This is a genomic window from Halobacillus sp. ABR2_026, assembly GCF_056158545.1.
This window is the reverse complement of the sequence record NZ_JBSWTM010000001.1, coordinates 578,511-605,229: the sequence shown is the minus strand read 5'-3', so window position 1 is coordinate 605,229 and position 26,719 is coordinate 578,511. Positions and strand designations below refer to the sequence as shown.

Sequence of the window (26,719 nt, the reverse complement as noted above, 5' to 3'; positions counted from 1 at the left end):
TCAGCCCGCCTCCTCGATCGTGTAGCTGTAATTTTCAATGACAGGGTTGGCCAGCAATTGGTCGCACATCCGGTCGACCTCTGCTTCCAGGTTGGCACTGTCCTCAATCATCACTTCCATATATTTTCCAACCCGTACATCCTGAACATTGTTGTACTCAAGGGATTGCAGGGAATTCTGGACAGCTTTCCCCTGGGGGTCAAGCACCCCTTCTTTTAACGTGATATGGATCTTTACTTTGCGCATATGCTCTCCTCCAGTCGCTGTAGAATTTTTGTATACGTATCGATCAAATCGCCCGTACCTTCACGGAAAACATCTTTATCCATTTTTTCGCCGGTCTGTCGGTCCCAGAGCCTGCACGTATCCGGTGAGATTTCATCCGACAGGACGATCGTGCCGTCATCAAGGCGTCCGAATTCCAATTTAAAGTCGATGAGGGTCAGTCCAACGGATGTGAAAAGCTTCTGCAATTCTATATTAATGTCGAGTGCCTGTTGTTTAATAAACATGAGTTCTTGTTCGGTGATGTCCGTCAGGTGATAAGCATGGACATCATTAATGAGCGGGTCATTCAATTCATCTTTCTTGTAAAACAATTCAATGATCGGTGGGGTGAAGCTCGTTTTTTCTTCGATGCCGAGCCGGCGGGTAATGCTGCCGGCCGCCTGGTTGCGGACGACGACTTCCAAAGGAATGATGGACGTACGTCTGACCAGCTGCTCGGTATCATTCAGAGCTTTGATAAAGTGGGTCGTTAAATTGTGCTGGTGTAAATATTGGAATACTTTCGAGGTAATCAAGTTGTTGAGGCGTCCTTTGCCCGCGAACTCATCTTTTTTCTTTCCGTTAAATGCTGTGGCGTCATCTTTATAAGATAAAACGAGCTGATCCGGCGCAGCCGTCGTCTCATATACCCGTTTGGCTTTTCCTTCGTACAATAATGAACCCTTCATACAGAAACACCTCGCTAAGGAATTGGGATTTTTTGTATGACCTGGTACACCAGATTCTGGTGTACCAGGTCATACAGTTTCTTCCATATTACAGTCCGATGCGGTCGAAGATGCGGTCGACTTGTTTCAGGTGGTGCTTGTAGTCGAAGCAGGCATCCAGCTGTTCTTGGGACAGTGTGGATGTAATCTTGTCGTCAGCTTCGATCAGCTCACGGAATGGGATGCCGCGCTCCCAAGCTTCCATTGCTTTCGGCTGAACGAGGTCGTACGCTTCTTCACGCACCAGCCCTTCATCGATCAATGTCAGCAGCACGCGCTGGGAGAAGATCAAGCCATACGTTTTCTCCATGTTTTCCTGCATCCGTTCAGGGAATACGGTCAAGTTCTTCACGATGTTCCCGAAGCGGTTCAACATATAGTTCAGGGCGATCGTCGCGTCAGGAAGAATGATTCGCTCAGCAGAAGAATGGGAAATATCACGTTCATGCCAAAGCGGAACATTTTCATAAGCCGTCAGCATATTCCCACGCAGGACGCGAGCCATGCCGGTCATGTTCTCAGAACCGATCGGATTCCGTTTATGCGGCATCGCAGAAGATCCTTTTTGACCTTTCGCGAAAAACTCTTCCACTTCACGAGTTTCCGTCTTCTGCAAACCACGAATCTCGACCGCAATTTTCTCAATCGAAGTCGCAACCAGTGCAAGTGTAGATACATAATGAGCATGACGATCACGCTGCAACGTCTGTGTCGATACAGGCGCCGGTTTCAGGCCAAGCTTTTCACACACATATTCTTCAACGAAAGGATCAATGTTGGCATAGGTTCCAACAGCGCCGGAAAGCTTTCCGAACTGGATATGCTCCATTGCAAGGTCCAAACGTTCCAGGTTACGCTTCATTTCTTCATAATAAAGCGCAAGCTTCAATCCGAACGTCGTCGGCTCGGCATGAACGCCGTGGGTACGTCCCATCATGACCGTGTGCTTGTGTTCCTTCGCCTTTTCCGCAAGGATTTCGATGAAGTTGACGAGGTCTCTGCGGATGATTTCATTCGCCTGCTTCAATTGATAGGAGAGCGCCGTGTCCACAACGTCTGTCGAAGTCAGTCCGTAATGGACCCACTTGCGTTCTTCTCCAACCGTTTCAGAAACGGCACGGGTGAAGGCTACCACATCGTGACGTGTTTCTGCTTCAATTTCGTGGATGCGGTCAATGGAGAAGGAAGCTCCTTCGCGCAGCTTCTTCACATCTTCTTTAGGAATGACGCCAAGTTCACTCCACGCTTCACACGCTAAAAGTTCTACCTCAAGCCATGCCTGGTATCTATTTTCTTCTGTCCAAATCGCACCCATTTCCGGGCGTGTATAACGTTCAATCATTGTCTTCCTCCTACCATAAATGGATCTGATTTTCTGTAATGCGCTGATCGATTTCTTTTAATTTCTCACCAACAAATGTGATATGGCCCATCTTGCGGCTCTGACGGACTTCGGTTTTTCCATAATCATGGAAATGAAATCCTTCGTAAAATTCGAGTCGATCTAATAAAATCCCGTGGTGTTTCCCTAGCACGTTCACCATGACGGCTGCCCCGAAAGAATGAACAGGCAGTAGTGGCAGTCCGCAGATGGCACGGACATGCTGCTCAAATTGGGAGACGCTGCACGCTTCAATCGTATAGTGTCCGGAATTGTGCGGACGCGGCGCCATTTCATTAATATAAACGTCTGTTCCTTTGACGAACATTTCTACCGCGAAAGTACCGACCACTCCGATTCGTTCCGCCAGAACTTCGACAGCTTCGCGGGCCCGATCCTCCACTTTTCCAGGAATGGATGCCGGAACTCTTGATTCATGCAGGATATGATTTTTATGAATGTTTTCAGCGATTGGAAATGGCAGAAGCTGACCGTCAACCCCTCTCGTAAACACCTGGGAGATTTCCAAATCAAACGACAGCCATTGTTCCACAATATAAGTCCCGCCTTCTTTTACAAAAGAACGGACATCTTCCAAATCGGATTCCGCTTCGATTTTCAACTGTCCTTTTCCGTCATATCCACCGCTGACCGTCTTAATAACAGCAGGATAACCGGTGGCTTCAAGGGCATTTTCCACTTCGTCGAACGTCGTGACGATCCGGTACTCCGGAACGGACAGCCCGGATTCAACCGCGATCTCCTTTTCTTTCGCGCGGTTTTGCGTCACTTCCAGAGCAAATGATCCTTGTGGAAGCTTTCCTTGTTTTTCAAAAAGGCGGGCCACTTCAAGGTCGACGTTCTCGAACTCATAAGTGATGACGTCGCTCGCTGCGCTCAGACGCTCGGCTGCTTCCAGATCATCATAAGCGGCAACGATATGCTCTTCAGCAATGGAAGCGCACGGGCAGTTCTCTGCGGGGTCAAGGACAGCAATCCGGTATCCCATATGTCTTGCCGCTACAGCCATCATACGCCCCAGCTGACCGCCTCCCAGAATTCCGATTGTCCTTCCTGGTCGTATCACTTCAGGTTTCAAGAAGATCCCTCCTCATGCCATCGACTTTTTCGACCATCTGCCGGCGGTAGTCTGCCAGTTTTACAGCCGTCTCAGAATCGAAGGCTCCGATCATTTCGGCCGCCAGAAGACCCGCATTCTTTGCTCCCGCTTTACCGATCGCTACTGTCGCAACCGGGACGCCCCCCGGCATTTGGACGATGGATAAGAGCGAATCCATCCCCTGCAGCGCCTTCGACTCCACCGGAACGCCGATGACCGGAAGGGTGGTCTTCGAAGCGACCATCCCCGGCAGGTGGGCGGCACCGCCTGCACCGGCAATTATGACTTTTAACCCTTTGTCCCGGGCCGTTTCCGCATATGTGAACATATCCTCAGGCGTACGGTGTGCTGAAATGATTTCCTTCTCATATGGAATGGATAGATCATCCAGAACGCTGCACGCTTCTTTCATTGTTTCCCAATCTGAAATGCTGCCCATGATCACGCCTACACTTGCCATCGAATCCCTCTCTCCTTCGTAGCATTAAAAAAGCCTGCTCGACGCCCCTCAAAAAAATGAGAGGAGTCGAACAGGCACACGTGTGTCCGGTCTATGAAAGCATTCGGGCTCAAACTCCCCTCATAGTCCGGAAATTTACGGTTCCCAGGTAGAGACGTACGGGCCATATCCCCGTCATATATGAGGTCGTCTATGCAATTCTGCCTTCATCATATCAATTTCTCTTTGTTCATGTCAACGTCAATGTCGAACATTAATAAAAACGTTACATTTGATCGTTCGGTTTTATTGCTTAACTGCTTGAAAAACGATCGTTTTCCCTACAGGTTCCATAACTTTTTCCCCATTGCGTACTTCTTCTCTGAAAATCGGCTCCTCTGCACGGCGGACAGGGGTGTATCCTTCTTTCTTCATGCGATCGAGGCAATCGCTGATCGATTCATTTTCACCGACTTCAAAGCGCTTCTTGCTGCTCTTTTTGGGCATCCCGGATCTTTCCTCTCTTTACAGATTTCGCCCAGAATCCACCATGGATCTGCTTAGGTTCATAGGCCACGATAAATGCTTTCGGATCGATGTAGCGAATCGTCTCATAAAGAGCGAGTTCATATTTACGCGGTGTCAAGATCTGCATCGCGAGGCGATCCCCTTCCATTCCGTAAGCATACCAGCTCGTCACACCGTAACCTTTTTCCCGAAGTCTGCGGGTGAATTCGATGTCTGGGTCTGAAGATATCACATTAACTGTAATATACCCGAGAGCAAGCTTTTCTTCAATCTTCATTCCGACGATTACCCCAAGGCCATAACCGACCGCATAGGCAATGACATTCTCAATTTGATCGAGGCGGTCGAGCACGAGACCGAGTCCATAAATATAGGTAACGATTTCGAACATGCTGATAAATGCAGCAAAGTAGCGCTGCCCCTTCAATGTAAAAATCATACGGAGCGTAAAAAAGGATACATAGACGACGTTGACAGCTAAAATGATTCCGACGATCAATAACGGGTTTTCAAACATTCCACAAGCCTCCCACTCTAGGATTTCCACAAACCATGACATTCACCTAGACGTTGTTCTTTGCATACACTATAAACCATGAGAAGAGACGTGCACAATAGCTTTTCAACGCAAACTATGACATTTTTTGGAGGGCGATGACATGAATCAATTCAAAGATTGGAAATCCAACCTCGACCGCTTCTTCGGCCAGGACTTCTGGGGAGACTTCGACGGCATGATGAAGCCCGCCGTTCCAGCAATCAACATGTACCAGTACGACAATGAACTGCTTTGCTTCGTCAATATTCCCGGTATGAACCACCCGAAAAATGTCGATGTTCTTGTCGACCATTCTACGCTGACCTTGACCGGAAAAATTGAAATCAACAACCGAGGGGGCCATCAGATCAAATCCGAAATTGCCGACGGAGCTTTTGAAAGGAGTATCGACCTGCCTTTCCCTGTAAGGCATGACAAAGTCGAAGCGACCTATAAACACGGCTTGCTCGTGGTCCAGCTTCACCGCTACATTTCAGATTCAACGAAGCAGCGCCCCATTACGATCCGCCACCTGGAAGATGAATAAAACCGGCAGCCGTCATACGGCCTGCCGGTTTTTCTCTATGCTTTTAAAGGGGAGATATTCGCGGTTTGGAAGCTTATATTAGCGGTTTCGGCTGCTTTATTCGCACGTTCATCGATGATATTAGCGACTTCCGTCCATATATTCGCGGGTTTCCCCATCTTATTAGCGATCCCTGCTTAAGCCAGGAAAATAAAGTACAGCACAAAGATTACAAACAGGAAGTACATGATCGGATGGATTTCTTTTCTTCGACCTTTCAACAGCATCGTAATCGGATAGAAAATAAATCCAATCGCAATCCCTGTCGCAATGCTGTAGGTCATCGGCATCGCTGCAATCGTGAAGAAAGCAGGAACGGCAATTTCGAACTGGTCCCAATCAATATTTTTCAACGTGGAGGCCATCAGAACACCTACGATGATCAGCGCAGGCGCCGTCACTTCTGCAGTGACGACCGACAATAACGGTGAGAAGAATAAAGCCAGAATGAAGAACCCGGCTGTAACGACCGACGTAAAACCTGTGCGTCCTCCCGCTCCGACACCAGCGGTGGATTCAATGTAAGAAGTCGTCGTGGATGTACCGACGACGGCACCTACGACCGTCGCAGCAGAATCGGAAAACAATGCACGGTTAGCGCGCGGAAGCTTGTTGTCCTTCATAAATCCGGCTTGCGTCGCTACAGCGACAAGGGTTCCAGCCGTATCGAAAAAGTCGACGAACAAAAACGTTAAAATGACGACAAGCATTTCAATTGTAAAAATATCACCAAAGTGAGTCAGGGCGGCACCGAACGTAGGCGCGACACTCGGTGCCGTGCTTACCACGTCATTAAACGATGTCGGTGGTGCAATCAAACCTGTCACCATACCCGCGATGGACGTAAGAACCATTCCATAGAAGATCCCGCCTTTCAACCCAATCGCCATCAGCATGACACTCACAATAATTCCGAAAATCGCAAGCAACGTCGGACCTGCCGTCAAATCACCAATCTGCACTAAAGTTGCATCACTATTTTGGACAATCCCTGAATTTTGGAACCCGATGAATGCAATGAATAATCCGATCCCTGCACCGACGGCAAGCTTCAAGTTCGCAGGAATCGCATCAATGATCATCGTTCGCAGGCCTGTAACCGTTAATACAATAAAAATAAGTCCAGAAGCTAACACGCCTGCAAGCGCTGTTTCCCAAGGGATTCCGAAACCAAGCACGACCGTGTAGGCGAAAAATGCGTTCAACCCCATACCAGGTGCAAGGGCGATCGGATATCTTGCAAATAACCCCATAATGAGCGTTCCGACTGCTGCTGCTATTGCAGTCGCTGTGAAGACCGCCCCTTTATCGATTCTCGTGACACCATCCGGAAGCTGCTCAATCCCATCAAGCGCCAATGTAGACGGATTAACGAACAAAATGTAAGCCATCGCCAGGAAGGTGGTCAACCCTGCCATGAACTCTCTGCGATAATTCGTTCCAAACTCTTTAAACTTAAAAAACTTACTCATAAAACATTTCCTCCCCTTTTCCTCTATTCCTCTCACCCATACGCCATGCTCATTTTCGAAACCTGGCACCAGGATCACGCAGGCTGGTTCCAGGTACGCTTTCTCTTTTTTGCGTACCCGGTACATAATACCACTCGTCCGGTACCGGGTACCCGCGCCTGATGACGGTGTACCTGGTACCAACAAACGTGGTACCAACAAACGCAGCACCTAAAAACGGTACTGAATATGATGGAACATAAAAAGACACTCTCGGAAGTTCCAAGAGTGTCTACATCTATACGAAGGAAATGGACGAAAGGAGATACCAGCATCCTGGTCCCCTCTCGTCTATTCACCAACGTAGTCAGACCGATTTACGGTAGTCTGGTAGAAACTCATGGGCCTTATCCCCAAAATTATACGACGGTGTTGCTTTATTGAATTACTTACATCTTACTGTGTTCGACAAGTTTCGTCAACAGCAAATCCGAACATTTACCAAAAACACAAACTTAATGTTCGATTATTCCCACTCGATGGTTGCAGGCGGCTTGCTCGTCACATCGTAAACGACGCGATTTATATGATCCACCTCATTGACGATCCGAGTGGAGATCTTCTCAAGAACATCCCACGGAATCCGCGCCCAATCGGACGTCATGCCATCAATGGATGTGACCGCACGGATCCCAATCGTGTAATCATACGTACGCTCATCGCCCATGACTCCAACAGAGCGAATGTCCGGAAGCACGGTGAAGTACTGCCAAATATCGCGGTCAAGTCCGGCCTTTTTGATTTCATCACGAAGGACGAAGTCGGATTCGCGGACGATTTCAAGCTTTTCTTCTGTCACTTCTCCAAGCACTCGGATCGCAAGTCCCGGTCCTGGGAAAGGCTGACGCCAAACGATATGTTCAGGCACACCAAGCTCTGTTCCAAGTGCACGCACTTCATCTTTAAACAACGTGTTCAGTGGCTCAATCAAATCGAATTGCATGTCTTCAGGAAGGCCGCCCACATTATGGTGAGATTTGATGGTCTGCGCTGTTTCTGTACCACTCTCAATGATATCGGTATAAAGCGTCCCCTGGGCCAGGAAATCAATCTCCTTCAACTTCTCTGCTTCATCATCAAAGACGTAAATGAATTCATTGCCGATAATTTTACGCTTTTTCTCAGGATCTGATACGCCTGCCAATTTACTCATGAAGCGGTCTTTCGCATCAATCTTAACGATGTTCATGTTAAACCCGTCTCCAAGTGTACGCATAACGTCATCTGCTTCATTTTTGCGGAGCAGACCGTGATCCACAAAAATACAAGTCAGCTGATCACCGATTGCACGGTGGATCAAAGCAGCGACAACGGAGGAATCGACTCCACCGCTCAAGGCGCACAATACTTTGCGGTCTCCGACTTGTTCACGGATTTTTTCCACTTCCATCTCGACAACATGTTCCATCGTCCAGTCATCGGTCGCTTCACACACATCAAACACGAAACTGCGAAGGATGTCATTCCCGTATTCAGAGTGGCGGACTTCCGGGTGGAACTGGACGCCATACATACGAGTTTCATCATTACTGATGGCTGCCACCGGACAGGACGGGCTGGTCGCATCCACTTGGAAACCTTCAGGGGCTTCGATGACTTTATCGCTGTGGCTCATCCAAACGGTCTGCTCTCTTGGAGTCTTGGTAAAAATGACCGGATCCTTCGCCACATTGATGTCTGCTTTTCCATATTCACGCTGCTGGGCACGCTCGACTTTCCCATTAAAATGATGGGTCATCAGCTGCATGCCATAGCAGATGCCAAGGACCGGAATACCGAGTTCAAAGATTTGCTCATCACAACGGAAGCTGTCCTCTCCATAAACACTGTTCGGTCCACCAGAAAGGATGATACCGCTCGGGTTCAGGTCTTTGATTTCTTCAATACTCATTTTGTGGGAATGAAGTTCACTATACACCCCGAACTCACGAATTCTACGTGTAATTAACTGGTTATACTGGCTCCCGAAGTCCAGTACGAGGATCATGCCTTGTACTTGTTCCATCTGTTCCACTCCTTGGTTCATAGACTTTTATTCTCATAAAAAATGGATGGACTTCCTGCCTCGAATCAACAACGACGAAGGCAGAAATCCATCCATGTACATACATGTCACGTGATTCCCACCTTCATAGTCAGGACGTTTACGGTGCCCCGGTAGAGACTCTCGGGCCCTATTCCCGAGGATATACGAAGGAAGAATGCATCTGATAATTTTCATTCATTTTATCAACCGCATGAAAAGGAATCAAGACAATGTCTTTTTGATTAAATTTTCCCATAATTCAGTGACTTCAGGCCACTGCGTGCTTTGAGGCTCATTTCGATAAACGACACGCTCATAGTCGTTCGTTAAGCGCCGCATGTCATTAGACTGGTAATGGCGATCCACGGCCACCGCAAAGTCACGGAGCGTCTGTTCAGGTTTCCGCTTAAACCCTTTATGATCAAGGACCTTCAGAAGATAGTGATACGCTTTTTCATACGTATGCTCATCCTTATTCTTTTTGTACTTACGGATGAGGAAGGCTGACATCCAGCGGTATCTCGTGAAATAAAGGACGACCGCGGCACCGGCAGCTACAGAGGCAAGGACCCATACCCATGTATAGCTGCGATCCGACGCCCCTGCAGCACCGGCAGAATCGGAACTTTCCTCTTCTTCCATCTGCTGAGGGTTTCCCATTTGATCTTCAGAGTTTTCATTGTCAGCACCCGCTGCAGGGTCTTCTCCATCCTCTGTTTCCACATCTGTATAGAAATCCGTGTTATTCGTAAAGCCCTGGGTCGGTTCAAAAGGAACCCAACCGATTTCAGGGAAGTACACCTCCACCCAGGAGTGGGCATTTCCACTCGTGACTTCATACACATTTTGCAGATCATCGCTTAGACCTGTTTCTCGGGTATCCATCCGCTCCCCACCTGTAAATCCTTTCACCCAACGGGCCGGGATACCTTCAGAGCGGAGCAGGACGACCATGGATGTAGAAAAGTTATCGCAATACCCCAGTTGGGATTCGAAGAGGAACTGGTCGACGTAATCCTCATTTTCTCCCGGAACCGGAACATCGGTCGTAGAATATTCGAAACCGTTGGCAGAAAAATAAGATTCGATCGCTTTGGCACGATCATATCGATTTTCCTCTCCAGCCACAATCTGACCGGCAAGATTTCTCACCCGGTCTGGCAGACTGTCGGGAAGCTGAAGGTACTTCTCACGGATTTCCGCCGGATCATCGTCCCCCGCTTGTCTTAACTGCTCATACTCAAAGGATGGGTATTCATAATTGGCGATATACTGGTTAACCTTTGCAGGTGAATCTCCTTTTATTGTATCCATCTCCCCTGTATTTTCATGGACCCGCAGTTCGTAATCATTCGGAAATCTGACAAGAGAGGACAACCCATAAGGATAGACAAGCTTACGGAAGGAGGCCTGGCTGGTCATTTCGATCATGACCGTTTGTTCCTCGACCTCCACTTCGTCTGAAAACGTTTCGTACGTGATATTTTCAGGATCCATCGTGGTCACCGGATTTTCCAATGTATCCTGCCAGCCTTTCCCTGTATACGTATCCTTCGATTCAATCCTCCAGTAGCGCTCGCCATCTGCTGTCGCCGTGAACACAGGGGTATCATCCTGAATGAAAGAGCCACCAAGACGGCTGTCGTTTTCCCCATACCCTACTTTTTGAACGGCTTCCCCGCCACCGTTTCCTCCAGGACCTGCACCTCCTGCAGCACTCTCAATGTATGGCACAGGGTCCGGCCATTGAGGGTCCAGCTTTGGGGAGGCATAGGCAGCTGCTGAAGAGAACAGGATGATGGCCAGAAGGGGAAGAGCCCATGCCTGTGCTTTCTGCAAACCTTTGAAAGATATGGACTCTTGATCCAATACTTTGGCGAAGCTCGACAAGCCAAGGGCAGCCATTCCGAGCACAAATGTCCTTACGATCGCCCACTTTCCGTCATACATCGTAAAGGTATCAACGACCGTGACATAGATCAAGGTCAATACAACGAAAAAGAACATCCGGCGGGCAACCACGAACCAGTAGTACAACAGATAGCTCATCAACCATAAAAGAATCAAGAACAATAGACTGCGAAAGAGCGGCGTCATCTGCCACCACTCCTGCGCCTGAATCATTTGAATGTTGAAAAGGATCTGCTCATAAACTACGGTGAACCAATCGCGTGAAAAAATACGTTCTGCGACATACAGTCCATCAATGATGAAAGCAAGCCCAAGCCCCTTCAACGGAATGGAGAGGTACCATGGAACCTGCAGAAAAGACACGAAGAAACAGAACGTCGCATAGATGAAAAATACGCGCACATCATTCGTATCGGAAATCTGTTCCATCGGGCGCATCCATTCACAGAATAAGAGAAATCCAATGATATAGAGTACTAACTTATAGATGAACGATTGGCGTTCTTCCATCATGTGTTCACCTCGAATTGTTGGTGCGTCAGCTGCTCCTCATTCAGGACATTGACGATGACGCCCTGACTCTTCAACTGCTTGACCGCCTGATGATCCTGGAACGCCATCTGTTTATGAGGGCGGACATAGAAAAAGACGACACGCTTGCTTCGTTTGGCCAGTTTACTGAGAGCCACCTGAATATCCTTATCCAAATAATGACTCACAATCATGAGGAGAACCCCGCTTGGAATCAATGACTTTTCACGCTCCAGCTGCTGGGCAAAAGGAATGCGCCCCACGGGGCGGATGCTCGCGAGGTGTCCCTGCATCCGTTGTTGGTGAGCATGGTCCTGATGGAATGGGAAGTACTGTCTCCCATCTCCAAGGGACATGAAAGAAAGCGGCGAGGAGTTTTTATGAAACTCTCTCATTAAAGAGGCCGTGAATTCAACGGCGCCTTCAAAACTCAACTCACTCATTTCCGGATGATAGACACCGTTCAGAAGCAGCATCATGTCGACACTTTTTTCCTGTTCAAATTCCTTTGTCATCATTTCATTCTTCTTCGCCGTCGTTTTCCAATCCACCCAGGCGAACCGGTCTCCCGGCATGTATTCACGCACACCTGTGACGATGTTCGTATTTTTTTCGTTCAACTTGAAGGAAGGGCTCGCCCCCTGTTCAAAACTGTAGACCCGGTCCTTCATTTTCACAGGTCTGACATAAGGAAAGACGAGAAGCTTGCTCTCTTCATGATAGACGTGCTCTTTCTTTACAAAACCGAAAAAATCCCCGGTTTTGATCCTCAAAGCCTTCAGCTTATGGTCCCCCCGAGGGACTTTTTCCAGACGATAGCGGTAGGTAATCGTCTTGCTGAACCATGGAAAAATGACTTTTTTCACTTTACGTGATTCATAAAAAGAAGTCGTTTTCGCCATATCTTTATATTTATCCAAGTGTTCGTCCACTTTCTTCAGGGAGTCAGGGAAATGTTCTTCGATAATGCAGTAGTAGATCGGAAAAGGAAATTTCCTTTTCAAATTCACTTCTACCTCGATGGTCTCACTCCCCATGGCCATTCGTTTCGACAGCTTCCGTTCCATTTTCCAATGATGGATCGGATAAATAAGGACCGCCGCCATATACAATAAGAATGGAAGGAACGCATAGAAGAGGAACCAGCTGACAAAACCACCCTGAAACATGGCATAAGAAAACAGGATTACAAATAACAGGGCTACGACAAGGCTCCTACCAATGATTCCAAGTTTCCGCCTCATTCACTAATGTTCCTCTTGACTGGAATGGAAGTGGAAGAAAGCAGATTGTCGATGATCAATTCGGCAGTCATCCCTTCGAACCTTGCTTCTGATGTTAGAATCATCCGGTGGGAAAGTACAAAAGGAGCCATAAACTGAACATCGTCAGGTACGATATAGTCACGATCATGAATGAAGGCATAGGCTTTAGCCGCTTTCATTAAGGCAATCGAACCACGGGGGCTGACGCCAAGGTAGATACCTTCATGATCTCGTGTTCCTGTAACAAGGTCGATGATATAACGGTTGACCGTCCGATCGACATAGACCTCTGCTACTTCTTTCTGCAGATTCACAAGCTCGTCCCTTGTCAGTACAGCAGAAATCTCCTCAATCGGATGTCCATTCGATGTCCTGGAAAGCATCTCCATTTCCTGTTTTGCCGTCGGGTAGCCCATCTTCATCTTAATGAGGAAACGGTCAAGCTGGGCTTCCGGGAGCGGATACGTCCCTTCGTACTCGATCGGGTTCTGCGTAGCCATAACGAAAAAAGGGTCGCTGAGCGGCACCGTATTCCCATCCACTGTAATGCTGGTCTCTTCCATCCCTTCCAGCAGCGCGGACTGGGTCTTTGGTGAAGTCCGGTTAATTTCATCGGCCAGGACGATATTCCCAAGTACTGGACCCGGTCTGAATTCGAACTCCATGTTTTTCGGATTATATATAGATACACCCGTCACATCAGAAGGAAGCAAATCCGGGGTGAATTGAATCCGTTTAAAGTCACAATCCAGAGATTTCGCTAATGTTTTCACAAGCATCGTCTTACCGACACCAGGAACGTCTTCTAAAAGGACATGTCCCTTCGCCAGCAGGGCGACAAGGCTCAACATCGCAGCCTCTTCCTTACCGATCATGACCTTCCTCATATTTTTAAGTACTTCCGATATTTTCGGTTGATACATAAATGTCTGCTGAGTCATTTGGTGTACCCCTTTCTCCCTAAAATACTATTTTTTCTGAAAAATCAAGCTCATTTTAACTATACTACATCGGATAGGCATGAACAAAGGTTGTGAACCATTGGATATTAAAGGAAATAGCTCCACTAAAGCTTTTGCAGACGCTAAAAAAATTTGTCGATAGAAGCGGAATAGTATTTTCATAAAATTCATGTTTTTTTAAAAAACAGTTAACTTTCAGGCCTTTTTATGGTATCTTCAATTTGAGCCATCTTAATTAAAGATATAAGAATTAAAAAGAGACGAAAGTTTGTATAGGTATAGGTGGCAGGGGGCCTCAGCGTTGAGCTGGGGCCTTAATTATGTAGAAATTTGTGAAAGCTTGAACAGCAAACCTGGCATTGAAATACTTTCCGGTGGTACCAGGTACGGGTTTACCGTTTTCTGTACCTGGTACCAGAAAAATGGCTACCAGAAAACACAACAGAACAAAAAAACCCTTTCACTCGGAATAGACCGGGCAAAAGGGGAGACGTGTTTATGCTTTTTCGTTATTAAAGTACATAAGCGGGCGCTTTCCAAGCCCTCTGAGATTATCCGAGTAGGTCAATATCTCAGGGTTTCTGGCTTGCAATAGATCGTTAATCCCTTTGACCGTGTGATTTCTAAATCCTCCACTTTCTTCCTCAACCGCTGATGATTCAATAAAAAGATGATTGGAATGTTCGAATAAAATTTCAATAACTTCCTCATATTGATCGAAATGATGTAGGACACTCAATGCCAGAACGACATCAAACGTTTTCTCCTTACACAATTCCTTTAATTCGTCTACCTCCACACGCCTGTTCATGAGGGTTACCTTTTGATTTTCATTCAGCTCCCAAATCTTCCTGGCTTCTTCTTTCTCTTCAATCATTGTTACAGGGACGTTAAAATCTTCTGCTATCCGGTAGGAAAAGTAGCCATTGTTCGCCCCGAGGTCAAGGACTGTAAAAGGTGCTTCCCATTCCTTCATCTTTTCCTTTACTTTTTCATATCTATGCGAACACTCTCTTTGACCCTTTTTGACAAGCTTTCCTTTCACCCATAAATCTTGGTACATACTTACATTCCCCCTAATAAATTCATCCATTTTTTCCTGAGTTACTCAAACCATACAATCAACCTTCATTCGGCATCATCACTCCCAGATTCTCCTGATTTTGGTAGGATGCCATATTTCTCTGCTTTCTCTCTCCCAGTTGCTTCGAAATAATAACGAAACACCTTGCGAGCTGCTTGCAGACTATATGTGCCATTTTTCACTTGCTCCCATTGATCAATATGACGAATATCAATCACCCGTTCCCATTCGGGCTGCAGTTTGACATTCAAATGGGTCTGACCGAGGACGCCTAAGGCAGCAAGTCGATGCTGTCCGCCTGTGACTGTAAAGCGGTAATCCTCTCCATTTCTCAGAAAATGCCCCCGAATATATCCATCCTTGTGATCCATTGGCTGATACCCACAATCAAGCATCTTATGATAAAGAGACAGGATTCTTTCAAACTCCTTTTTAATGTATGTGTCAGAGTTGGGGCCGAAGTGCTGATTATGCAATAACCTCACTTTAAGCGAATGGTTCCAGGGAAGGGGCAGCCATGGTGTCGAGTGCTGCTTGGGTTTATATTCTTCTTCACACAAGAAACATTCAAATGTGGAACGCGGCTGATATTTGTCATAATACTCCTTTAAAATAGAGCTGGAGTATTCGAGGTCAGGGTTTCTCCTGTATTCTCTTAACAGGGCGCAGAAATAATGCCACCCTTCTTTTGTATAAGTGAACCCCTGCCAGTCGCAGCACTTGTTCAAAGGAACATTCACAATCTCCGAAAAACTCTCTAATCCATTCATTCCCGTAGGAACAGTCACATCCATCCCCCCTTCTGCGCACTCATCTTTTTAAGAGAATCCGCTTAAGGTTCCCCTTTCTGCTTGACTTGTCGGTTGATCTCCACCCATTGCGGATGCCGTTTAAAAACTTCCAGCAAATCTTGAAAGGTAAACGTTGGATTCACTGGATACAGACTCTCGAGTATTTTGGAGACTAACTGGAAATCCTCCGGTGTATCCACCGTCCACCGATGTTGGCTTTCGTCCTTATCGTGCAAAACCTGTGCAACCGCTGCCGGTCCGACCCTTTTCACAATAAAAGGGGTCACATGCTCCAGGTCATGCGGAGAATTGGCATTCATGTAGGCATCTTTTAAAACTTCATAAGTGAAAACTTCCGTATCCAGCCCCCTTGGATACGATCTGGTTCTTGTGTTCGACACATACAAGTATTGGGGGTAATGATCCAGAAAATGTGTGATCACCTTATCAATGACCTCTGGATCAATGAGTGGACAATCCGCGGTCAGTCTAACCACAACATCTGCCTTATAATGCTCACACGTCTCATAGAAACGACCGAGTACATCGTTCTCAGAGCCACGGAATGTATCTATCTGCAGTCTTTTACAAAGGTCAATGATCGGATCATCCAATCCCTTCCTTGAAGTACTGACTACAAGCTGGTCGATTTTTTTTGAACGCTTCATCCTTTCCAATTGGTACTCTAACAAGGGTTTTCCATTGACTTGTTTCAGTACTTTTCCCGGGAGCCTTGTCGACCCCATTCGTGCTTGAACAATGGCCATGACTTTCATGTTTCCACCTCATTCATTATCCAATAAGGTCCCATGACATCGGTGTACCTCTTCGCACATCCTGATTCACTTTTTTTCCAAGAAATTTTTCATAATACTTAGGTGGCAAGCCATATCCGGGCCGTATGGATCGCAGGTTATCTTCCGTCAAAGTGTCCCCTGCCTTTAAGTTCTCCGTAATGTATAAGGAACGCCGGTATTGACCAGACGCTTTTTCATTTTTGGTCGGGCCGTACTTCACCTTTCCAAGAGCCTGCCAAGCTCGCTCTGTTTCTTCAACTAATCGTTTCATTTCTTCAGGTTCCAACGAGAACTGGGCGTCCACCCCTCCATCCGCCCGCGACAAGGTAAAGTGTTTTTCCACCAATGTCGCTCCCAAGGCCACACTTGCTACAGCGACACCTGTTCCGAGGGTATGATCAGACAATCCCACCTGGCAATTAAAAAGGTCGCGCATGTGCGGGATTGTTGCAATGTTCGAATTCTCAGGAGTGGCCGGGTAGCTGCTCGTGCACTTCAGCAGGATCAGGTCCTTTCCTCCAGCTTCCCTGAAGGCCTCCACCATTTCCGTCATTTCTCCGGCCGTCGCCATCCCGGTCGAAATAATGACGGGCTTTCCTGTTTTAGCCACTTTACGAATCAAGGGAAGGTCAGTATTTTCAAAAGAAGCGATTTTATAAAGGGGAACGTGAAGACTTTCTAAAAAGTCTACAGAGGTTTCATCGAAAGGTGTGCTGAAGCCGATCATTCCAAGCTCGCGGCAGCGTTTAAAAATCTGCGCATGCCATTCCCACGGGGTGTGGGCCTCTTTGTATAAATCATAGAGATTCTTCCCTTTCCAGAGACTTTTAGAATCGGAGATTTGGAATTCCTCTCCCTTATGATCCAACGTCATCGTATCAGCCGTGTAGGTTTGTATTTTCAAAGCATGAGCTCCTGTTTCCGCCGCTTTATCAACAATTTCAAGTGCCCTTTCCAACGATTGATTATGATTGCCGGACATCTCTGCAATGATGAACGGGTGATGAGCAGGTCCGATTTTATGCTCCTGGACTTTGATTTCCATTTCCCCACCTCCGGGCTAAGGCGTCTCTTGCCGCCATCCACTTTTTCTTGAACAACCCCATCAGAATGACATCAACCAGCTCTTCTTCTCTTTTCAACTGGTGCCGGAGACACCCCTCCTGAACAAAACCGAGTTTCCTATGATAGCGAACGCTCGCTTCATTTACGGACAGCACTTCTGCACAAACTTTTCTAAGGTCATAGTTTTCAAAAATATAATCGAGAGCCAATCTTCCCATTGTCGTTCCTGAACCTTTGGGAGCGTCCGGATCGCCGATGTAGAACCCCCACTCACACGTCCCATTCTCCTCGTTAATGTTCGTAAAACGAACGACTCCCAATGGACGGTCTTTGTGAAGGAACAGTTTGGAAACAGAAGAAGGATTCTTCTGATCATGTTCAAACCAATCCACATGATCTTCCCATGGAATGACCTTTTCGTTATACATATGCTTACGAATGTGTTCGGCATTACGCCATTTCCAAATGACTGGCAGATCTTCCTTTTCTATCGTACGCAAGCGAAAGTCAGTCATGTACATCTCCACCCAACATATACTTAGAAACCAATAATGGTTGATGATTTTTCATAATACTCTTAACAGCACTCCAAACATTCAATAAACGTTGTCGATCCTGCATAAGCTTATCGAGATCATGATATAGATTTTCCGTACGGACATCTCTGCTTTTACCCACATAGTAGATGGCTTGTTCCTCGATCAAAGATGATATGATCTCCGTCTGATTGGGTGCTGTTTCAATGATGACGGATGGAAGATGCATGTAGCACCGCTCCCAAATCGAGCTGCCACCCGCTCCAATTGCCAGGTCTCCTTTTTCCATGAGGGTCGCGATATCTTTCGTTTGTATATGCAAATCCACCCACTTTTTCCCCTGACAGAAGGTTCGAACCTCATCTTTATGAGGGTTGGAATTTCCGATGACAGCATCTACTTGGAGTGGAGCTTTTAGGCTCTCGATTGCTTTTAACGCTTTCATCGTTTCATTCGTAGGATCACTCCCCCCGAACGAGACAAGAATTCGATGAACCGATCCGTCCCAAACGTCTTTTTTCTGCTTCTGGATAAACTCACTTCTTAGAAGAGTGTAACGCGGTCCGAGCAAGAGCTTCGTCTGTTTCGAAAGAAGTCCCCCATACCTTTGTTCCATATCCCGGTACAAATTCTGATCCAGCAGTACATCACAAGCATGCGGACGATCAGCCAGGTCATCGATCACCATCAATTTGCGCACAAAAGGTGCGACTGCCCGTTCCCACCGGGCATCCAAACCATAATGATCAACCACCATCCAATCGATCACGGTGTTTTCTTCCAATATCTGTATGACCTGGTCAACCTCATTTTTCCAGTCAAAAACTTCTTCTTGTATTTCATATACGGGGTAGCCTTGTTTTCGGATGAATGAGATGAGGTCACCGGGCCTTTTTCTACAAATAAAAAAAGAAGCCGCCCCGAGTTCCTGCAATTCATCAGCGAGGGTGAGGCATCTCATTACATGGCCTGTGCCCCATTCAGATGAAGCGTCTACTCTGAATCCGACCTTCATCCTTGATCACCTGAATGGGCAGCATAATATGACGTCACTTTTTGGACAGCGTGAGTAACGTCCGTCACATCCTTTTTTGTCATGCTAGAAAACAGCGGAAGACTGATGATTTTCTCATAGACCTGTTCAGCCACCGGGCACATGCCCCTCGTATATCCACGCTCCTTGTAATAGGGCTGTGTATGCACAGGCATATAATGGACATTCACACCGATATTTTCAGCCCGGAGCGCTTCAAATACTTCTTTCCTCTTCGTCTTGAGTCGCCCTTCCAGCCGGAGGACATATAAGTGATAAGAGGAGTCTGAACCAGGGAGTTGTTTAGGGATTTCTACATGGTCCATCCCCTGGAAGGCCTTGTTATAGAGATTCACATATTCCCGCCGTTTCAAAATAAATCGATCCAGCTTTTGAAGCTGACTCACGCCTAGAGCAGCCTGGATATCCGTCATCCGGTAGTTGTAGCCAAGAAATTGCATTTCATATTCCCATGGATGACGTTTTTCGAAAAGCTGAGCAGGATCCCGGGTAATGCCATGGGTGCGGAACATCATCAACTGTTCATAATAGGTGCGGTTGTTTGTTGTGATCACACCGCCTTCCCCTGTGGTCATATGTTTAACCGGATGAAAGCTGAACATCGTCATATCACTGTAAGAACCTGTTCGTTCCCCTTTGTATTCCGCCCCGATGGCATGAGCTGCATCTTCGATTACTACGAGTCCATGCTTGTCAGCAATCGCCTGGATCTTTTCATAATCGGCCGGTTGACCGGTAAAGTCGACGGGAATAATCGCTTTCGTTTTCGATGTCACTAAAGTTTCAACCGAGGCCGGATCAATGTTGTACGTTTCCGGATCCACATCCGCAAACACCGGCTTACCGCCTGCATACCATACACAGTTTGCGCTGGCGACAAATGTCAGCGGTGTTGTGATCACTTCATCTCCCTTTCCGATCCCCGCTGCAAAACAGGCCGCGTGTAAAGCCGCCGTTCCATTTGAGAACGCCACCGCATAAGCAGCGCCTACATAATCAGCGACTCCTTTTTCAAACGCTTGGATCGCCGGACCTGTCGTCAAATAGTCGCTCTTCAATGTATCGATCACGGCTTTGACATCCTGATCATCAATGGACTGCTTCCCATACGGAAGCAGCGAATCTCGTACAGGATCCCCTCCGAAAATCGCTAACTTTTTCCCCACACGCTGTGACTCCTTTATATTAATTTCGTTTGATCGATCCATTCTTCCGTTTTGCGAATGCCCTCTTCCAAGGATGTCGCCGGTTCCCAGCCAAGCAGCCGTTTGGCCTTGCGATAATCACAAAGCAGCTTCGGAATCTCACTTTGCGGATGAATATGTTCGACGTGAGTAATCCGGCTTGGATCTCCTGCGATCTGTTCCGCCAGTTCATTAATGGAAATGTCCCTGCCTAAACCAGCATTGACGATTTCTCCATTCACCTCATCCTGATAGCCAGCCTGAATGACGAAGCGGGCACAATCCTCAACATATAATAGGTCCCGCGTCTGCTTTCCATCCCCATAGATTTGTAAAGGAAGCCCGTTGAGTTTATTTTTAATGAAAATCGCAACAACCCCGCCTTCCCCGCCCGTTTTTTGGAACGGACCATACGTATTGAATGGACGAATTACAGTGACAGGCAGACCGTATGCATAAAAGTATGACAAAACCATATTTTCCGCAGCGATCTTCGCCCCCGCATATGGTGATGCCGGTTTGATAGGATCCTTTTCTGATATCCCTGCTTCATCTTCCGCCCGGTCATACACCATGCACGTACTCATGAACACCATTTTGACACGGTGCTTCCGACACTGCTCGAGCAGGTAAAACGTCCCCACTGTATCATTGTTGAACGTCGTTTCCGGATCATCGATGCTGTCCTGGACATTGATACTTGCAGCCAGGTGATAACAAAGGTCTATCCCCGGATAGAACAAGCTTTCTACTGTTTTTTCATCTTTGATATCACCATGAATGAACGCTTTGAAATTTTTGTGAACCAAAAGTTCATCGATGTTTTCAATTCTTCCATTCGACAGGTCGTCGAGCACCCATACATTGTGCTGCTCATCTAATAGTTTCTTCACGACCCAGCGCCCGATAAAGCCGGCGCCTCCGGTTACAAGAATATTCACAGACATAGGCCTCCCTTTTATTCCCATACTTATTTTCCTTCAGAAGCGAATATTCTTTTTTCGCGATCTGCCAACACCTTCCGATTTTGGATAACCGATGTTTCAAGGGTTCTGCCAAATTCTCCATCTGCATCCTTATCCATCATATTCAGTAAAATGAATTCCAAGAATCACTTTACCCTCTTCTGTCGAAGAACCAGGGCACGGGACTCCCTTAGGAATCCCCCTTCACACTCGGTTAAATCAAGTTTTGGCTTCTCAGTAATTCAAATAGATCCTGTTTAGAGATTGGATGTAAGCCTGAAGAACTGTAGGTTCCAGGTGATGCCTTCCTGGCATTTTGATAGGTAACTGTTGGATTGGAGTAAAAAGGAATGACATACATATCCGGCATTTCCCATGCGGTCAAAGACTCCTCATGAGTCATGAGTTCTTCATACATTTTCTCCCCTGGTCGCAAGCCGATTTCCTCAATCCTGATATCCTGTGGGTTTTTATTTTCCTGCTGACACGTCTCCTGAATAACCACCTGGGCAAGGTCATCCAAAGAAATAATCGGCATCTTCAACACAAAGACTTCGCCGCCCTTCGCTTCTTTCAATGCTTGAATTGTGAGAGAGGTCGCCTGTTCCAATGTCATCATAAAACGGGTCATCCCCCGATCCGTGACGGTGATTTTTTCATGCTCCATGATTTGCTTCTTAAATAGGGGAATGACGGAACCGCGAGATCCCATGACGTTACCAAAGCGGACACTTGCAAATACAGTCTCCCCCTGGGTCTTAGTCAGTTCGGCTGCTGAGATCAACCGCTCCCCCGCCAGTTTCGTCGCACCATACGTATTCGTAGGAGATATCGCTTTGTCCGTACTCGTAAAAACGACTTTCTTCACTTTTTGAGCAAAAGCCGCACGGACGACATTATTGGTCCCGTAGATGTTCGTGAGAACCGCTTCAAAGGGATTATATTCACAGGAAGGGACATGTTTCATCGCCGCCAGATGGAAAACATAATCGATGCCGTGCATGGCCGTCTGAACCCGATCATAGTCTCTGACATCGCCAATAAAATATTGGACATCCTCTCTTCCTCCCAATCGGTGCTGCATTTCATGCTGCTTATGTTCATCTCTGCTGAACACTCGGATAAGCTTCGGTGATTCCCTAAGCAGGGTTTCAACAATACTCTCACCGATTGTCCCTGTACCTCCGATGACTAAAATTTTCCTATCCTTAAAATACACGCCCACTCTTTCCTTCCTTCTTTTAATCTTGTCTTCCGCCTACCAATCATAGATAGGCCATCTATTTAACAAGCTGTCTAATATATATATTCAGAAATGAACATAGGGTGAAAATAATAGATAGGTACCTATAAAAGCCTTTTTTAAGCGCTCTACAATAGAAAAAGCCTTGATTAACCCATCCTTATTGCTGGCGGATGGATTGAATCAAAGCTTTCAGTAAGGGAGTGGATGACACTTCCTTTCCTATATAGAAGGAGGAACGGACGGCGGTGCTTTTCTTTTCAACGGAAGACCTGCCTCTGACATATCGTAAGAGTTCTTCAACAAGGGATTCCGCTGTAGAAAAGACATCTACCGGCAGTTTCGATATATAATCCGTTAAACCTGATTGAGAGAGTTTCCACACAAACGGTTTTTTTTCTGCCAGAAGAGCTTCAAGCACGACCGTCGATTCGTATGTGACCACCGCATCCACATGGGACAGCGTCTCATAAAGGGACTGCCTCCGTAATAGATGGATCCTTTCACAGTCTTCATACTTCTTAAAAAATTTAATCCCCTTCTGGGTTCTGACATACACATCAAGATCCGGGGCTTTCTCTATTAAATGGTCGAGGATTTTCATCGTTGTTGCTTTATCTGTATGGTGATCGATGACCATCACTTTTCGCCTATGATCTGTCGCTCTTCTATCACCGCTGGATGTTGAATGAGCGAGTCGCTTGTATCGATTCCATTCATCAAAACGAGGATGACCAATAATAGGAACGGCCGTATGCTCAACGCCCCTGCGTTCATAAAAGAGTTGTTCATACCTCCCATACACCGCTTGGTAATTAGCAATTTTGGGTACATAGCCGAATGGAGAAATGATTGACCCGTGCTGGAGACAGAGCGTAGGGATGCCCCTCTGTCTTGCGACCAGCGCCATCACCCGGGTATCCATGCTGTTCGTTTCTCCCAACACAGCCAACGATAAATTCTTCCCGCTAAAAAAATCCTCAAAAGCATCGATATACTGCATGATGGCAGGCAGCTGTTTTTTGAGTTCCCCCGTAAAAGGGGCGCTCCGGGACAGCTGATCCCCCCTCCTCTACTCCTCTCTTTCCGTTTTCTTATTCCTAAATATTGATCCAGTCCCTCAGTAACCGCCCCTGGGATCAACGTCTGCTTTACGTTTTTCTTATCGCTGATCAGCAGAATCATATGTGAAGGAGCAACGAGATTACGAAACGTAGCATAGGGAATTCTTAAAAACTTATCATAAAACACGACATCACCCTGATGCCGAACCGGCTCATAGGTAGGTAAATAACCTTCAAACTGCGACTGAACCTTGTCCGCTTCGAGCAAAGGATAAGAAGAACCGTTTCCTTTACAGTCTATCTCCAGCCTTTTTTGAACAAATGTATAGAAGGGAACGCATAAAGCTATAGGAATTCCGCGGTACACCCAATCTTTATGAGCCTCCAGAAACTCAAAATACAGCAACCAAAAAATTCTTTCGAAGCTGTTCATGTTTTTCTCTCTTCCGGTGAAAGAAGATATAAACGATCAGCAAGCTCGTTTACTTTCACCACCACTTCTTTCCCTTCTATTTCACCCACTTGCTTAAAAAAAGAGAGCACTTCTCCCTTCGTCAAACCAGGAAATAGATGACGGATCTTTTTCCTCCGGTCTTTTGGGTACCGGTGAGAGACGACTGAGACTTTCGTTCCTTCTAAGATACCCTTTTCTTCCAAGTGGGCCAAAATCCGCTCACAGGCATTTGCTCCTGCACCCATGGCATACCAGGATTCCAGCAGTGGAGAAGGTTCCTTCTGACAGCAGGATTGCTGAAGCTGATGGTTTAACTTCCCCTTCAGTTCATCGATGTGACCGGTCCGTGTACTCACTTCCTGCGTTACGGGGACATCAAATGCACGAGAGCTCGTTGGTTCATACGAAAACACCGGACGGTCCAAAAGGTAGGCCTCTATTCCTGTCGTACATCCGTTATGAATCAGCGCTTCTGACCCGAGAAGCCAGGGAATGACGGCTCCCTCCTTCTTCACCACCACACCCTTTATCCCTTTTAGATCTTCATAATAACTCCTGTCTCTCTCGGCCGGATGGGGACGGACGATGATCGTCACATCAGGAAATTCACCGGCTAATTCCCGGATCATATGAATGAATGCATGGTAGAGCTTACGAATGTATTCACCGTTCGGAGACAATCCATCTTCCTTTTTTCCTTTGATTGTGTTGTAGATGGAGAAACGCGTATTAACAAGGATGTATCGTCCGTATGCTCTCACCAGGCGATCCGTTTGTTCGCGATACAATTCCCGGTATTTTTCCGTTAGAAGATCGAATCTGGGGTTCCCAGTGACCGAATACTTTCCTCTCATTTCCGGATATGTCATTCTGATGTGCTCTGCCTGAGTGTTTCCCCAGCAATATACATGGTCGATGGAAGAAAGAAGCTGCCGATTCATCCGTGTGCGCAAATAGAGTTCGGCATTAGCGTATATAAAACCTTCCTCATCAAGATTTACAATATAATGCCCGTTCTGCTTCACAGGAACGACCACCCGCTTCATCGCCCCTCTCGGATAACCTTTGCATAAGAAAGCACCTTTGGGATATACATTCGCCGCTTCTTCTACTTTACTGTGCTCCCCAATAATCACGGTATACCCTCTCTGAAGTGCATAATGAGCCAACAACATTTTCCCTTCCAGTTCCCTCGACTTAACTTCGATTGGAATATACAAACACAAATGAATCACCCCAGGGTTCTACTTTGTCATCTTCTCAATCAAATTCATTAATCTCTGGATCGAGTTGCGGTAAGGGTAGGCTTGCGCAAGGAATTTATTCGTCTTTCGTAACACTTTCGCTTCATAATCGCCATCATTAAAATAATTGTGGACCAATCGCGCTAATCCCGTGGCGTCTTTATGAGTCATAGCTGCCAACGAGTCATAGTAGCCGGAATAAAAGTCTGTGGAAGTATCTAAAAAGAAGACCGGTTTCCCCGCCAGCATAGCTTCCAGTCCGACTGTGGAGAAATAAGAAACGACCACATCCACATGAGGAAGCAGCTCGTATAAATGATATGGCGACGAGCGGGCTGATAAAAACTGTTCGCTTAGCGGGTGATCAACCCTCAACGGAAAGTCCTTGATGATGACTTGATATTCACCATCTTTCTCCAGCTGGCTCAACAGCTTTCTCCAGTCCTTGATATTGGTCGTACCTCTGACAATCAGTAAAATAGTCTTCTTGGTAAAATCGAATCCTAAACGTTTCTCCACTTCTTCGCGGGTGAACGTAGTAGATTGAGACCCCGGATCAAACCTTGGGTGGCCAACAATTTCAACACTACTTTCAGAAACACCGATATTCTTAAACCATTCGACGTCCAACGTCCCGTACACGGCGTCGACATCCGCGACTTTCGGCATATAGCCATGTTCACTGCCTATGATTCCATGCTGCATACAAATCGTTGGGATATTCCATTCTGCAGCTACGATCGCCATCGTCCTGCTTTGGAAATAATGAGTGGATGAAAAAATAATGCAGCCGATTTCCACCTGTTTGAACAAATGATGAGATTCAACAATCCGGTGGCAGATTTCACTGATTTGATGATTGAAAAATGATGGAAAGGAAGGATCAGAAACCAAAGGGTGATTCATGTGTTTCTTGATCAAAGCGTCCGCTTCAGCCTGAAGGGAAGCGACGTCTTCCTGTATATCTTTACTATAATCACTGAGGATGACTACTTGACTGCTGAATGGCCCTGACCCTTTCTTTCCTTTCAAAACCTTCTCTGCTCCAGGCCCATTTTCGTCACGTATTCCATCTTGTATAAGAACCGCATCTCCTGGAGGGAAATGCGTTTGTATGACATCCGGTGGAAAACGAAGAAGATTCGCAGCATTATATAAAGCAATTTTTCCCTTTCTTCGATCTTTATTCTGATTCTGAATGGAATGCAAAGATTTAAAAGTCGTGAAGAGATGTTGAAATTCCCCCTTATCCTTCACTTTAGAATACAATTGTTTCGAAAATCTCCTTGTACCCAATCCTTCCAAAAGGGCTTTATTTTCCCTGAACAGACTTCTGAAGTGACATAAATAAGGAAGAGAGATGCCATAATACTTCAGATCTTTGAACATATGAATGAAATCATAGTAGAGGGACCAGAAGTTTTGCGACTGTCTATTCATAACAT

General features: G+C 46.5%; 25 protein-coding genes and 3 riboswitches. Of the genes, 1 reads left to right on the top strand and 24 read right to left on the bottom strand.

What is annotated here, in order from left to right:
* From purS to ACXADE_RS03130, 7 genes are all read right to left on the bottom strand, one after another.
* The gene (gene purS / locus ACXADE_RS03160) at positions 1-246 is read right to left on the bottom strand and encodes a phosphoribosylformylglycinamidine synthase subunit PurS (RefSeq protein WP_474979064.1); all 246 of its coding nucleotides are present in this window, start codon (positions 244-246) and stop codon (positions 1-3) included.
* Complete coding sequence (purC, locus tag ACXADE_RS03155) at positions 234-956, bottom strand: phosphoribosylaminoimidazolesuccinocarboxamide synthase (protein ID WP_474979063.1); 723 nt, start codon at positions 954-956, stop codon at positions 234-236. Before purC ends, purS begins: the two co-directional genes overlap by 13 nt.
* 88 nt (positions 957-1,044) lie before the next feature.
* Complete coding sequence (purB, locus tag ACXADE_RS03150) at positions 1,045-2,337, bottom strand: adenylosuccinate lyase (protein WP_474979062.1); 1,293 nt, start codon at positions 2,335-2,337, stop codon at positions 1,045-1,047.
* Positions 2,338-2,347: 10 nt separating this feature from the next.
* On the bottom strand, positions 2,348-3,475 hold the full coding sequence (purK, locus tag ACXADE_RS03145; protein WP_474979061.1) for a 5-(carboxyamino)imidazole ribonucleotide synthase: 1,128 nt from the start codon (positions 3,473-3,475) through the stop codon (positions 2,348-2,350).
* On the bottom strand, positions 3,465-3,956 hold the full coding sequence (purE, locus tag ACXADE_RS03140; RefSeq protein WP_474979060.1) for a 5-(carboxyamino)imidazole ribonucleotide mutase: 492 nt from the start codon (positions 3,954-3,956) through the stop codon (positions 3,465-3,467). The genes purK and purE overlap by 11 nt, the downstream gene beginning before the upstream one ends.
* Before the next feature lie 103 nt (positions 3,957-4,059).
* Positions 4,060-4,160, bottom strand: a riboswitch (purine riboswitch).
* An 81-nt stretch (positions 4,161-4,241) separates the two neighbouring features.
* Positions 4,242-4,442: an NETI motif-containing protein gene (locus ACXADE_RS03135; RefSeq protein ID WP_474979059.1), complete on the bottom strand. Its 201-nt coding sequence runs from the start codon at positions 4,440-4,442 to the stop codon at positions 4,242-4,244.
* On the bottom strand, positions 4,411-4,980 hold the full coding sequence (locus ACXADE_RS03130; RefSeq protein WP_474979058.1) for a DUF2179 domain-containing protein: 570 nt from the start codon (positions 4,978-4,980) through the stop codon (positions 4,411-4,413). The genes ACXADE_RS03135 and ACXADE_RS03130 overlap by 32 nt, the downstream gene beginning before the upstream one ends.
* 142 nt (positions 4,981-5,122) lie before the next feature.
* Between ACXADE_RS03130 and ACXADE_RS03125 the strand changes: the two genes are divergently transcribed.
* Entirely contained in the window at positions 5,123-5,548 is a 426-nt protein-coding gene (locus ACXADE_RS03125; protein WP_474979057.1) for an Hsp20/alpha crystallin family protein, read from the top strand.
* Between the two features lie 176 nt (positions 5,549-5,724).
* Here ACXADE_RS03125 and ACXADE_RS03120 read toward each other — a convergent pair whose 3' ends face one another.
* From ACXADE_RS03120 to ACXADE_RS03040, 17 genes are all read right to left on the bottom strand, one after another.
* Positions 5,725-7,059 (bottom strand): NCS2 family permease, encoded by a 1,335-nt coding sequence (locus ACXADE_RS03120; protein WP_474979056.1) that lies wholly within the window; start codon positions 7,057-7,059, stop codon positions 5,725-5,727.
* Between the two features lie 323 nt (positions 7,060-7,382).
* A riboswitch (purine riboswitch) is annotated at positions 7,383-7,485 on the bottom strand.
* A gap of 79 nt (positions 7,486-7,564) precedes the next feature.
* Complete coding sequence (gene guaA, locus ACXADE_RS03115; protein ID WP_474979055.1) at positions 7,565-9,103, bottom strand: glutamine-hydrolyzing GMP synthase; 1,539 nt, start codon at positions 9,101-9,103, stop codon at positions 7,565-7,567.
* 107 nt (positions 9,104-9,210) lie between these two features.
* Positions 9,211-9,312: riboswitch (purine riboswitch) on the bottom strand.
* A 34-nt stretch (positions 9,313-9,346) separates the two neighbouring features.
* Positions 9,347-11,545, bottom strand: coding sequence for a transglutaminase TgpA family protein (locus ACXADE_RS03110; RefSeq protein WP_474979054.1), 2,199 nt, complete (start codon positions 11,543-11,545; stop codon positions 9,347-9,349).
* On the bottom strand, positions 11,545-12,810 hold the full coding sequence (locus ACXADE_RS03105) for a DUF58 domain-containing protein (RefSeq protein WP_474979053.1): 1,266 nt from the start codon (positions 12,808-12,810) through the stop codon (positions 11,545-11,547). The genes ACXADE_RS03110 and ACXADE_RS03105 overlap by 1 nt, the downstream gene beginning before the upstream one ends.
* Positions 12,807-13,772: an AAA family ATPase gene (locus tag ACXADE_RS03100; protein ID WP_474979052.1), complete on the bottom strand. Its 966-nt coding sequence runs from the start codon at positions 13,770-13,772 to the stop codon at positions 12,807-12,809. Before ACXADE_RS03100 ends, ACXADE_RS03105 begins: the two co-directional genes overlap by 4 nt.
* A gap of 517 nt (positions 13,773-14,289) precedes the next feature.
* The gene (locus ACXADE_RS03095; protein ID WP_474979051.1) at positions 14,290-14,856 is read right to left on the bottom strand and encodes a methyltransferase domain-containing protein; all 567 of its coding nucleotides are present in this window, start codon (positions 14,854-14,856) and stop codon (positions 14,290-14,292) included.
* 65 nt (positions 14,857-14,921) lie between these two features.
* Positions 14,922-15,665 carry a hypothetical protein gene (locus ACXADE_RS03090; protein WP_474979050.1) on the bottom strand — a complete coding sequence of 248 codons (744 nt, stop codon included), beginning with the start codon at positions 15,663-15,665 and terminating at the stop codon, positions 14,922-14,924.
* 44 nt (positions 15,666-15,709) lie between these two features.
* Positions 15,710-16,444 carry a cytidylyltransferase domain-containing protein gene (locus ACXADE_RS03085; protein WP_474979049.1) on the bottom strand — a complete coding sequence of 245 codons (735 nt, stop codon included), beginning with the start codon at positions 16,442-16,444 and terminating at the stop codon, positions 15,710-15,712.
* Positions 16,445-16,460: 16 nt separating this feature from the next.
* Positions 16,461-17,510: a pseudaminic acid synthase gene (pseI, locus tag ACXADE_RS03080; RefSeq protein WP_474979048.1), complete on the bottom strand. Its 1,050-nt coding sequence runs from the start codon at positions 17,508-17,510 to the stop codon at positions 16,461-16,463.
* Positions 17,485-18,045, bottom strand: coding sequence for a UDP-4-amino-4,6-dideoxy-N-acetyl-beta-L-altrosamine N-acetyltransferase (gene pseH, locus ACXADE_RS03075; protein WP_474979047.1), 561 nt, complete (start codon positions 18,043-18,045; stop codon positions 17,485-17,487). The genes pseI and pseH overlap by 26 nt, the downstream gene beginning before the upstream one ends.
* Complete coding sequence (gene pseG / locus ACXADE_RS03070; RefSeq protein ID WP_474979046.1) at positions 18,038-19,081, bottom strand: UDP-2,4-diacetamido-2,4,6-trideoxy-beta-L-altropyranose hydrolase; 1,044 nt, start codon at positions 19,079-19,081, stop codon at positions 18,038-18,040. The genes pseH and pseG overlap by 8 nt, the downstream gene beginning before the upstream one ends.
* On the bottom strand, positions 19,078-20,286 hold the full coding sequence (gene pseC / locus ACXADE_RS03065) for a UDP-4-amino-4,6-dideoxy-N-acetyl-beta-L-altrosamine transaminase (protein ID WP_474979045.1): 1,209 nt from the start codon (positions 20,284-20,286) through the stop codon (positions 19,078-19,080). Before pseC ends, pseG begins: the two co-directional genes overlap by 4 nt.
* A gap of 14 nt (positions 20,287-20,300) precedes the next feature.
* The gene (locus ACXADE_RS03060; RefSeq protein ID WP_474979044.1) at positions 20,301-21,245 is read right to left on the bottom strand and encodes a dTDP-glucose 4,6-dehydratase; all 945 of its coding nucleotides are present in this window, start codon (positions 21,243-21,245) and stop codon (positions 20,301-20,303) included.
* A 238-nt stretch (positions 21,246-21,483) separates the two neighbouring features.
* Entirely contained in the window at positions 21,484-22,488 is a 1,005-nt protein-coding gene (locus ACXADE_RS03055; RefSeq protein ID WP_474982186.1) for a UDP-N-acetylglucosamine 4,6-dehydratase family protein, read from the bottom strand.
* 184 nt (positions 22,489-22,672) lie between these two features.
* Entirely contained in the window at positions 22,673-23,464 is a 792-nt protein-coding gene (locus ACXADE_RS03050) for a hypothetical protein (RefSeq protein ID WP_474979043.1), read from the bottom strand.
* Between the two features lie 541 nt (positions 23,465-24,005).
* Positions 24,006-25,256 carry a surface carbohydrate biosynthesis protein gene (locus ACXADE_RS03045; RefSeq protein ID WP_474979042.1) on the bottom strand — a complete coding sequence of 417 codons (1,251 nt, stop codon included), beginning with the start codon at positions 25,254-25,256 and terminating at the stop codon, positions 24,006-24,008.
* Between the two features lie 18 nt (positions 25,257-25,274).
* Positions 25,275-26,714, bottom strand: a complete 1,440-nt coding sequence (locus ACXADE_RS03040; RefSeq protein ID WP_474979041.1) for a CDP-glycerol glycerophosphotransferase family protein — start codon at positions 26,712-26,714, stop codon at positions 25,275-25,277.
* Positions 26,715-26,719 lie beyond the last annotated feature (5 nt).

Bases quoted from the DNA above. Each gene is read 5' to 3' on its own strand.
- purS (WP_474979064.1), bottom strand. From the start codon at position 246: ATGCGCAAAGTAAAGATCCATATCACGTTAAAAGAAGGGGTGCTTGAC.
- purC (WP_474979063.1), bottom strand. From the start codon at position 956: ATGAAGGGTTCATTATTGTACGAAGGAAAAGCCAAACGGGTATATGAG.
- purB (WP_474979062.1), bottom strand. From the start codon at position 2,337: ATGATTGAACGTTATACACGCCCGGAAATGGGTGCGATTTGGACAGAA.
- purE (WP_474979060.1), bottom strand. From the start codon at position 3,956: ATGGCAAGTGTAGGCGTGATCATGGGCAGCATTTCAGATTGGGAAACA.
- ACXADE_RS03135 (WP_474979059.1), bottom strand. From the start codon at position 4,442: ATGCCCAAAAAGAGCAGCAAGAAGCGCTTTGAAGTCGGTGAAAATGAA.
- ACXADE_RS03130 (WP_474979058.1), bottom strand. From the start codon at position 4,980: ATGTTTGAAAACCCGTTATTGATCGTCGGAATCATTTTAGCTGTCAAC.
- ACXADE_RS03125 (WP_474979057.1), top strand. From the start codon at position 5,123: ATGAATCAATTCAAAGATTGGAAATCCAACCTCGACCGCTTCTTCGGC.
- ACXADE_RS03120 (WP_474979056.1), bottom strand. From the start codon at position 7,059: ATGAGTAAGTTTTTTAAGTTTAAAGAGTTTGGAACGAATTATCGCAGA.
- guaA (WP_474979055.1), bottom strand. From the start codon at position 9,103: ATGGAACAAGTACAAGGCATGATCCTCGTACTGGACTTCGGGAGCCAG.
- ACXADE_RS03110 (WP_474979054.1), bottom strand. From the start codon at position 11,545: ATGGAAGAACGCCAATCGTTCATCTATAAGTTAGTACTCTATATCATT.
- ACXADE_RS03105 (WP_474979053.1), bottom strand. From the start codon at position 12,810: ATGAGGCGGAAACTTGGAATCATTGGTAGGAGCCTTGTCGTAGCCCTG.
- ACXADE_RS03100 (WP_474979052.1), bottom strand. From the start codon at position 13,772: ATGACTCAGCAGACATTTATGTATCAACCGAAAATATCGGAAGTACTT.
- ACXADE_RS03095 (WP_474979051.1), bottom strand. From the start codon at position 14,856: ATGTACCAAGATTTATGGGTGAAAGGAAAGCTTGTCAAAAAGGGTCAA.
- ACXADE_RS03085 (WP_474979049.1), bottom strand. From the start codon at position 16,444: ATGAAAGTCATGGCCATTGTTCAAGCACGAATGGGGTCGACAAGGCTC.
- pseI (WP_474979048.1), bottom strand. From the start codon at position 17,510: ATGGAAATCAAAGTCCAGGAGCATAAAATCGGACCTGCTCATCACCCG.
- pseH (WP_474979047.1), bottom strand. From the start codon at position 18,045: ATGACTGACTTTCGCTTGCGTACGATAGAAAAGGAAGATCTGCCAGTC.
- pseG (WP_474979046.1), bottom strand. From the start codon at position 19,081: ATGAAGGTCGGATTCAGAGTAGACGCTTCATCTGAATGGGGCACAGGC.
- ACXADE_RS03040 (WP_474979041.1), bottom strand. From the start codon at position 26,714: ATGAATAGACAGTCGCAAAACTTCTGGTCCCTCTACTATGATTTCATT.